This window comes from Ensifer sp. (assembly GCF_035999135.1).
GTDB lineage: Bacteria > Pseudomonadota > Alphaproteobacteria > Rhizobiales > Rhizobiaceae > Ensifer.
In genome coordinates this window covers 1-8,468 of sequence record NZ_DASYGZ010000225.1, presented here as the reverse complement: position 1 = coordinate 8,468, position 8,468 = coordinate 1, and the positions used below count along the sequence as shown (strand labels likewise).

Here is an 8,468-nt window from a genome sequence, read left to right as displayed (position 1 = left end):
GAAGTGAACCGGAACTTCGACGGTAACCTGGCTGTCCTTGGAGACGCGCAGGAAGTCGACGTGCATGGTGAAGTCACGGACCGGATCCAGCTGGTAGTCCTTCGGCAGGACGCGGATCTTTTCGCCGTTGACGTCGATGGTGGCGACGGTGGTCATGAAACCGCCGGCGTGGATCTTCATCGTCACTTCCTTGGTGGAGAGTGCGATGGAAACGGGGGCCTGCTTGTCACCGTAGATGACAGCCGGGATAAGACCGTTGCGACGAAGTTCACGGGAGGACCCCTTACCAACCCGTTCGCGCGTCTCGGCCTTGAGCTCATAAGTTGCGTGGCTCATGGATAGACCTTTCTAATGTCTAATTCTGGAGAGTTCATCCGCAAAGGCAGAAGAACCGAAGCCGCAAGGGCTTCATCCGCGTTGCCTCCAAGGGTGTCTACGCGGACGGGCGCTCCATAGACGAGATAACCCGCAAATGCAAGCTTTCCCGCGGATTCAGGCCTTTTTGCCTGTGAAGCGCGCCAGTGCCAGCATCGCCCCACCGGCAATAAGCCCCCAGAAGGCGCCGGAGACGCCGCCGAAGCTGACGCCGGAGGCGGTCACCAGAAAAGTGATGGCAGCCGCCTCACGCGTCTTTGCCTCGGTGAAGGCGGCCATGGCCGAGCCTGCAAAGGCGCCGACGAGGGCAAGACCGGCCACGGCCTCGATGAGGATCGAAGGCGCGAGGCTGACGAAAGTGGTGACGACACCGGCGAGCAGGCCGAAGAGGATATAGAAGGCGCCGGCATTGATGGCCGACCAGTAGCGCCGGTTGCGATCGGGATGGCTATCGCTGCCGGCGCACATGGCGGCGGTGATCGCCGCAAGGTTGACGGCGTGGCCGCCAAACGGCGCGCTCAGGATGGAAAAGACGCCTGTCGTCGCAAACAGCGGGCCCGGGGCGGGATGGTAGTCGTTGACCTTCAGCACGGCGATGCCCGGAATGTTCTGCGAGGCCATGGTGACGATGAACAGCGGCAGCGCGATGCTGATCATGGCGGCGAGATTGAACTGCGGCGCGACGAACGCGACTGTCGGCACCAGCGCCGAGGAAAGTGCGGAGAAGGCGCCATCGGGAATGTCGACGCCGAAGGCGATGACGAGCACGAAGGCAAGAAGTGCTGCCGGCACGGCATAGAGCTTGTTGACGCTGCCGACGACGGCCCAGGCAATCAGGATCGGCAAGCCGAGCAGGGGATTGAAGGCGATTGCCTTGACCGGTGCAAAACAGAGGCTGAGAAGCACGCCGGCCAGCATCGCATTGGCAAGCGGCGCCGGAATGGCAGAAACCAGCCGGCCGAGCGGTTTCCAGAGGCCGGCGATAACGACGAGCAGGCCGCAGACGAGGAAGGCGCCGACCGCGGCGTTGAAGCCGCCTTCAACCACGCCGGCGCTGGCAAGCAGCGCCGCGCCCGGTGTCGACCAGGCGATGCTCACCGGCAGGCGCGTGACGGCGCTGATGACGATGGCGCAGAGGCCCATGGAGACCGAGAGCGCCATCAGGCCGGAGGCCGCCTGCGCCTCGCTGGCCCCGACTCCGGTGAGCCCATGCAGCACGACCGCAAACGAGCTGGCAAAGCCGACGAAGGCAATCAGAAGACCCATGAACAGGCTCTGAAGGGAAAAGTCACGAAGCATGGCGGGCAACCGGCTGTTGAGATCTTGAGTCGCTGCGATAACGCCCTTTCGCGTAGCACATTCCGCAGAACTGTCGATATCGGCTGCGTGATGCACCGATCAAAGTCGCTGACCGGTGATCGTTCTCGAACCTTCGTCTGGCTGGACCTTTGTCGATCGCGACGGCTATAGTGGCGGTCAAAGCAGGTGCCGCCGTTTGGGAGATCGGCTTCACTGCGGTCGCCGGTCGACGCTTCAGGGAGGAAGCCGATGCCTGCCGTCAGAGATCATTCGGACCTTGTCTACCGCGTCGCGCACCAGCCGTCGGCCGCGGCGAGTTCGCCGGTCGCCGCCTCCTGGCGGCGCTGCATGACGCTTCATGGCCTTGTGCCCGAAGACCGGCGCACGCCGCTCCTACTTTCAGATCGCGAATTCCAGCTGGCGCGGGAACGTTCGGCGGAGCTGATCCTGGAAGCGGGCGGCGAACTCGACCGGCTGTTTGCGACGGTCGGCAAGGCCGGATGCTGCCTGCTTCTGACCGACGACAAGGGCGTGGCGCTCGAGCGGCGCGGGGCGGTCGGCGACGATGCCGATTTTCGCGACGTCGGGCTTTGGTCGGGAACCGTCTGGAGCGAGGCGAGCGTCGGCACCAATGGCATCGGTACTGCGATCGCCGACGAGCGCGCCGTCGTCATCCAGCGCGATCAGCATTTCCTCAGCAGCAACATAGGCCTCAGCTGCACCACGGCGCCGATCCGGGATCACCGTGGCCGGATGGCGGCCGCCCTCGACATTTCCACCTGCCGCGACGATGCCTCGGAGATGACGCTGTCGCTGCTGTCGCAGGCCGTACGCGACGCGGCCGGCCGCATAGAGGCAGGCCTGTTCCGTCGCGCCTTCGCCGGCGCCCGGATCGTGCTGGTGCCGGTCGATCGGGCAGGACCGGCGCTCCTTGCCGTCGACCGCGACGATCTCGTTCTCGGCGCGACGCGGGCGGCGCGGCAGTGGCTCGATCTCGACGACAAGCGCATCGCCGCGGGCGTGCCTGCCTCGGATCTTTTGAAAGAGGATACGGCGGGCGATGGCGGCGAGTTGCCCGACGCAGAGCGCGCCGCCCTTCGCCGGGTGCTATCGCGCGCCAACGGCAACGTGTCGCTCGCCGCCGAACAGCTCGGCATCAGCCGCGCCACGCTGTACCGCAAGATGAAGCGGCTTCAGGTCAGTTGAACCACCTTACATCGACCGCAGTTTGCCCCTCATCCTAGCCTTCTCCCCGCAGGCGGGGAGAAGGGACGCGCCCTGCGGCTGCCTTCGTGATTCGGGGCATGGTGAGCGTGCCGCTTGTCCCTTCTTCCCGTCATGACGGGGAGGGGGATGAGGGGCAGCTGCCGACCGCTGCCGCCCCTTCACTTGCTGCGCCGCAGCACAGCAGCCTGGGCCTGCCTGTCTCATATCTGAAACAGATCGCGCCGCTGCCGCTTGTGGCTCCCTATCGAAGACGCGCATTCGGTCGCACCTTCCTCTCACAGCTTTGTCGCTGGTTTCAGGGAGGAATGACCATGCTGCATCAAAAGATCGTCGAAAGCCCGTTCAAGCAGAAATACGGCAACTTCATCGGTGGCGAATGGCGGGAGCCGGTGGCCGGGCGCTATTTCGACAACACGACACCGGTCACCGGCGGAGTGCTGTGCCAGGTGGCGCGCTCGGACGCCGCCGATATCGAGCTGGCGCTCGATGCCGCCCATGCCGCGCGCGAGAAATGGGGCCGGACGTCGGCCGCCGAACGCTCCAACATCCTGATGAAGATCGCCGGCCGCATGGAGGACAATCTCGAGCTTTTGGCCCGTGCTGAAACCTTCGACAACGGCAAACCGATCCGCGAGACGATGGCCGCCGACATTCCACTGGCGATCGACCATTTCCGTTACTTCGCAGCCTGCATCCGGGCCCAGGAAGGCACCATCGGCGAGGTGGACCACGATACCGTCGCCTATCATTTCCATGAGCCGCTCGGTGTCGTCGGCCAGATCATTCCCTGGAATTTCCCGATCCTGATGGCAGCCTGGAAGCTGGCGCCGGCCCTTGCTGCCGGAAACTGCGTCGTCCTGAAACCGGCCGAGCAGACGCCGGCGTCGATCCTCGTCTGGGCCGATCTCGTCGGCGACCTCCTGCCACCGGGCGTGCTCAACATCGTCAACGGCTTCGGTCTCGAGGCCGGCAAGCCGCTCGCCAGCAATCCGCGCATCGCCAAGATCGCCTTCACCGGCGAGACGACGACCGGCCGGCTGATCATGCAATATGCCAGCCAGAACCTCATTCCGGTCACGTTGGAGCTCGGCGGCAAGTCGCCCAACATCTTCTTTGCCGACGTGCTTGCCGAGGATGACGACTACTTCGACAAGGCGCTCGAAGGCTTTGCGATGTTCGCCCTGAACCAGGGCGAGGTGTGCACATGCCCCAGCCGAGCACTGGTTCACGAAAGCATCTATGACCGCTTCATGGAGCGCGCATTGAAGCGTGTCGAGGCAATCCGCCAGGGCAATCCGCTCGACAGCGCCACGATGATCGGGGCGCAGGCCTCCAGCGAGCAGCTCGAAAAGATCCTGTCCTATATCGACATCGGCAAGCAGGAGGGGGCCGAAGTCTTGACCGGCGGCGGCCGCAACGTACTCGAAGGGGAGCTTGCCGACGGCTTCTACGTCAAGCCGACGGTCTTCCGCGGACACAACAAGATGCGGGTGTTCCAAGAGGAAATCTTCGGGCCGGTGGTCTCGGTCACCACCTTCAAGACGGACGCCGAAGCGCTCGAGATTGCCAATGACACGCTCTACGGCCTCGGCGCCGGGGTCTGGAGCCGCGATGCCAACCGGTGCTACCGCTTCGGCCGTGAAATCCAGGCCGGTCGCGTCTGGACCAATTGCTACCATGCCTATCCGGCGCATGCGGCCTTCGGCGGCTACAAGCAATCCGGCATCGGTCGCGAGACCCACAAGATGATGCTCGATCACTACCAGCAGACCAAGAACATGCTGGTGAGCTACAGCCCGAAAGCGCTCGGCTTCTTCTGATCGGAATTTGCTTTCCGCCGTCGCCGGGGAAGGCAAAGGGAGCGGGAGGAAAGGTAATCTCCGCCTTTCCTTCGGCTCGATCCGCGGCTGAGGCATGCTCTCCACCCATGCCTCAGCCGGCAACAGCAGACAATGCATTCGAACGCGGAGCCCCGCCCATGTCTTCCGGGATCACAGGATCGATCGAGATCGACGAACCGCGCGTGCTCGCGACGGACGCAGCACTCGATTTCATCGCTGAAATCCGGCGCGACTATCCCGATATCCTGTTTCACCAGTCGGGCGGCTGCTGCGACGGCTCGTCGCCCATGTGTTATCCGGCCGACGATTACATCGTCGGCGACAACGACGTGAAGCTCGGCGAGATCGGTGGCGTGCCCGTCTATATCAGCGCCAGCCAGTTCGAGGTGTGGAAGCACACGCAGCTGATCATCGACGTCGTGCCGGGCAGGGGCGGCATGTTCTCGCTCGACAACGGGCGGGAGAGACGCTTCCTCACGCGCTCGCGCCTCTTTGGCGGTGGCGAGGCCTGTGCTGTGGTGTTTCGCGGTCGATGAGCCGCTACGACTTACCTTCCCGCGTCAGCCTTGCGGCCTGGTCGAGAAAGGCCCGCAGTTTCGGCTGGGTCTGGGCCTTCGCCGGAAAATAGATGAAGAGCCCGGGCGAACTGGGCAGAAACGGCGCCAGCACCTGTTCGAGGCGTCCGGCCGTGACCGCCGCCCGCACGGAAAGATCGGGCAGGTAGGCAAGCCCGACCCCGGCCTCGGCCATCTCCACGAGCATCTGGAAATCGTTGACGGTGAGGCCGCCTGGAACATCGACGGAAAGATCCCGCCCGTCGCGCTCGAACTCCCAGCGGTAGATCGCCCCCGATCCCGGATAACGATAACGGATCGCCTCGTGGCGTGTCAGGTCCTCCGGCGTCTGCGGCCTGCCGCGTTTCAGGAAATAGGCGGGTGAACCGACCACGACCCAGGTGATGTCGGCCGTCAGGCGAACCGCGATCATGTCCTTTTCGATGGCTTCGCCGATGCGGATGCCCGCATCGAAGCCGCGCTCGGTGATGTCGACGGCTGCATCGTCGACCGAGACTTCCACCTGGACATCGGGATAGGCCTTGCGGAAGTGCGGCAGAAGCGGTGTCAGCACCAGCGGGATCGCCATGCGCGGCACGGACAGTTTCAGATTGCCCCGCGGCCGCTTGCGAAAGTCGCCGAGCAGTTCGTAGGCGTCGGCGATTTCGGATGCTGCCGGGCGCACCCGTTTCAAGAAGGCGTCGCCCGCCTCGGTCAGCGCCACGCGTCGCGTCGTCCGCACGAAGAGCTGCAGGCCGAGACGTGTCTCCAGCGATCGGATCGCCTGGCTGACGGCATTGGGCGTGACGCCGATGAGCGACGCTGCCGCGGTAAAGCTTCGCGCCTCGGCAACTGCCAGGAATTCCCTCAGCCCGTTGAATGGATCGTTCGTCATTTGCCTATTGTGAAGTTTTTCTTCCGAAGCTTTGAAGATAGCAGCCATTTTTCTTCGCAATCAACTTTGACATCGTCTCTCCATACCGTTTTCACCGAACCGCAGATGGAGATCGACATGCAGTACACGACGCTTGGAAACACCGGTCTTGCGGTGTCGCGCCTCGCCTTTGGAGCGATGACTTTCACTGCCGGCGACCGCAGCATCGGCGCGATCTACAAGACCGATGCCGAGGCCGCCGACGCGCTTGTCGGCCAGGCGCTGGACGCCGGCATCAATTTCTTCGACACGGCCGACGCCTATGCATCGGGCCAATCGGAGCGGATCCTTGGGCAGGCGCTGAAGGCCCGCCGCGACGATGTGGTGATCGCCACCAAGGTCGGTTTCCGCACTGGGACGCCGCTCACCCGATCTGGCCTTTCGCGCCGCCATATCCTCTGGTCGGTCGACCAGAGTTTGCAGCGGCTCGGCACCGACTGGATCGACGTCTACATCGTCCACAAAGAGGACCCGCATACGCCGCTCGAGGAAACGCTTCTTGCGCTCGATGCTGTCGTGCGCTCCGGCAAAGTGCGCTACATCGGCTTTTCCAACTGGTCGGCCTGGAAGGTGGCGGCGGCGCTCGAGATCCAGAAAGCCAACGGGCTGGCGCCCTTTACCCACGGCCAGATGCACTATTCGCTGCTCGGCCGCGACGTCGAGCGCGACGTCATCCCGATGATGAGGCGATATGGGCTCGGGCTGATCGTCTGGAGCCCGCTCGCCTCCGGCTTCCTCTCGGGCAAGTACACCCGCGACACGCTCGGCGACCCGGACAACCGCTATTCCGGCTTCGACATCCTGCCCTTCGACAAAGAGCAGGGCTTCAGGCTGGTCGAGCGCATGCGCGTAATCGCCGGCGGGCATGGAGCAAGCGTGGCGCAGGTGGCGATCGCCTGGTTGCTGGCAAAGAGAGCGGTGACGAGCGTCTTGCTCGGGGCGTCAAAGCCGCAGCAGCTCAAGGACAATCTGGGCGCAGCCGCGCTCGCGCTCACGGAGGCGGATATCTCGGCGCTCGATGCCGCAACAGTGCCGGCGCCTGTTTATCCCAACTGGTTCATCGACAACCTCGTCGACCAGCCGCTGGTGCAGGCGGTCGCAAGGTGATCCCATCTCGTCACAACGAAAAACGCCGGCGCTTGGGCACCGGCGTTTCAGGAATTCGCGTGTTGCGACAGGACTTAATCGAAGAGGCTCGAAACGGACTCTTCCTGGCTGGTACGGCTGATGGCTTCGCCGAGCAGGCCGGCGGTGGTGATGACGCGGATATTGTGGGCCGACTGGACGGCCGTCGTCGGCTGGATCGAGTCGGTGATGACAAGTTCCTTCAGCATCGACGAGGTGACGCGGGCAACCGCGCCGCCCGAGAGCACGCCGTGGGTGATGTAGGCCGTGACGCTGGTTGCGCCGTTCTTCAACAGGGCTTCCGCCGCGTTGCAAAGCGTGCCGCCGGAATCGACGATGTCGTCGATCAGCAGGCAATCCTTGCCCTTCACGTCGCCGATGACGTTCATGACTTCGGATTCGCCCGGACGGTCGCGGCGCTTGTCGACGATGGCCAGCAGACAGTCGAGACGCTTGGCCAGCGCACGGGCGCGCACCACGCCGCCGACGTCGGGCGACACGACCATGACGTTCTTCAGGTCGTAGTTTTCCTTGACGTCACGCGCGAGAATCGGGATCGCATAAAGATTGTCGGTCGGGATGTCGAAGAAGCCCTGGATCTGACCGGCATGAAGATCGAGCGTCAGCACGCGGTCGGCACCGGCTTCGGTGATCAGGTTGGCGACCAGCTTGGCGGAGATCGGGGTGCGCGGACCGGCCTTGCGGTCCTGGCGGGCGTAGCCGAAATAGGGAATGACCGCGGTGATGCGGCGGGCAGACGAGCGGCGCACCGCGTCGATCATGATGAGCAGTTCCATCAGGTGATCATTGGTGGGGAAAGAGGTCGGCTGGATGATGAAGACATCCTCGCCGCGTACGTTCTCGCCGATCTCGACGAAGATTTCCTGATCGGCGAAACGGCGTACCGTCGCTTTGCCGAGAGGCAGGTTGAGATAGTTGCAGATCGCTTCGGCTAGGAGCCGGTTCGAATTGCCTGCGAAAACCTTCATTGACGGACCGCCTTGAGCTGGCGCGGTCACCGTCCGGTGCTGTTCCGGGAGCGGTGTGTTCCGCGCAGATTCCGAGAGCCATTCCAATCGCGGACATTCTTTGCGGATGGCCGCCGTTCAGAGC

General features: G+C 63.8%; 8 protein-coding genes. 4 read left to right on the top strand and 4 right to left on the bottom strand.

What is annotated here, in order from left to right; all coding sequences use genetic code 11:
* On the bottom strand, positions 1-336 hold a 336-nt coding region (locus tag VGO12_RS30100; protein ID WP_327516403.1), incomplete at its 3' end, for a 50S ribosomal protein L25/general stress protein Ctc.
* Positions 337-492: 156 nt separating this feature from the next.
* Entirely contained in the window at positions 493-1,674 is a 1,182-nt protein-coding gene (locus VGO12_RS30095) for a benzoate/H(+) symporter BenE family transporter (RefSeq protein WP_327516402.1), read from the bottom strand.
* A gap of 249 nt (positions 1,675-1,923) precedes the next feature.
* Here VGO12_RS30095 and VGO12_RS30090 point away from each other — a divergent pair, with 249 nt between their 5' ends.
* From VGO12_RS30090 to VGO12_RS30080, 3 genes are all read left to right on the top strand, one after another.
* The gene (locus VGO12_RS30090; RefSeq protein WP_327516401.1) at positions 1,924-2,880 is read left to right on the top strand and encodes a helix-turn-helix domain-containing protein; all 957 of its coding nucleotides are present in this window, start codon (positions 1,924-1,926) and stop codon (positions 2,878-2,880) included.
* Positions 2,881-3,212: 332 nt separating this feature from the next.
* Positions 3,213-4,721, top strand: coding sequence for an aldehyde dehydrogenase (gene adh / locus VGO12_RS30085; protein WP_327516400.1), 1,509 nt, complete (start codon positions 3,213-3,215; stop codon positions 4,719-4,721).
* A gap of 158 nt (positions 4,722-4,879) precedes the next feature.
* The gene (locus tag VGO12_RS30080; RefSeq protein WP_327516399.1) at positions 4,880-5,278 is read left to right on the top strand and encodes a DUF779 domain-containing protein; all 399 of its coding nucleotides are present in this window, start codon (positions 4,880-4,882) and stop codon (positions 5,276-5,278) included.
* A 4-nt stretch (positions 5,279-5,282) separates the two neighbouring features.
* Here the strand turns inward: VGO12_RS30080 and VGO12_RS30075 are convergent, their stop codons facing one another.
* Positions 5,283-6,191 carry a LysR family transcriptional regulator gene (locus VGO12_RS30075; RefSeq protein ID WP_327516398.1) on the bottom strand — a complete coding sequence of 303 codons (909 nt, stop codon included), beginning with the start codon at positions 6,189-6,191 and terminating at the stop codon, positions 5,283-5,285.
* 117 nt (positions 6,192-6,308) lie between these two features.
* Here VGO12_RS30075 and VGO12_RS30070 point away from each other — a divergent pair, with 117 nt between their 5' ends.
* A complete protein-coding gene (locus VGO12_RS30070; protein ID WP_327516397.1) occupies positions 6,309-7,337 on the top strand; it encodes an aldo/keto reductase in 1,029 nt (342 codons plus the stop codon).
* A 74-nt stretch (positions 7,338-7,411) separates the two neighbouring features.
* Here the strand turns inward: VGO12_RS30070 and VGO12_RS30065 are convergent, their stop codons facing one another.
* Positions 7,412-8,344, bottom strand: coding sequence for a ribose-phosphate pyrophosphokinase (locus VGO12_RS30065; protein ID WP_327499106.1), 933 nt, complete (start codon positions 8,342-8,344; stop codon positions 7,412-7,414).
* Between the last annotated feature and the right edge of the window lie 124 nt (positions 8,345-8,468).

Excerpts from the sequence above, each read along its gene's own strand:
- VGO12_RS30095 (WP_327516402.1), bottom strand. The coding sequence starts at position 1,674 with ATGCTTCGTGACTTTTCCCTTCAGAGCCTGTTCATGGGTCTTCTGATT.
- VGO12_RS30090 (WP_327516401.1), top strand. The coding sequence starts at position 1,924 with ATGCCTGCCGTCAGAGATCATTCGGACCTTGTCTACCGCGTCGCGCAC.
- adh (WP_327516400.1), top strand. The coding sequence starts at position 3,213 with ATGCTGCATCAAAAGATCGTCGAAAGCCCGTTCAAGCAGAAATACGGC.
- VGO12_RS30080 (WP_327516399.1), top strand. The coding sequence starts at position 4,880 with ATGTCTTCCGGGATCACAGGATCGATCGAGATCGACGAACCGCGCGTG.
- VGO12_RS30075 (WP_327516398.1), bottom strand. The coding sequence starts at position 6,191 with ATGACGAACGATCCATTCAACGGGCTGAGGGAATTCCTGGCAGTTGCC.
- VGO12_RS30070 (WP_327516397.1), top strand. The coding sequence starts at position 6,309 with ATGCAGTACACGACGCTTGGAAACACCGGTCTTGCGGTGTCGCGCCTC.
- VGO12_RS30065 (WP_327499106.1), bottom strand. The coding sequence starts at position 8,344 with ATGAAGGTTTTCGCAGGCAATTCGAACCGGCTCCTAGCCGAAGCGATC.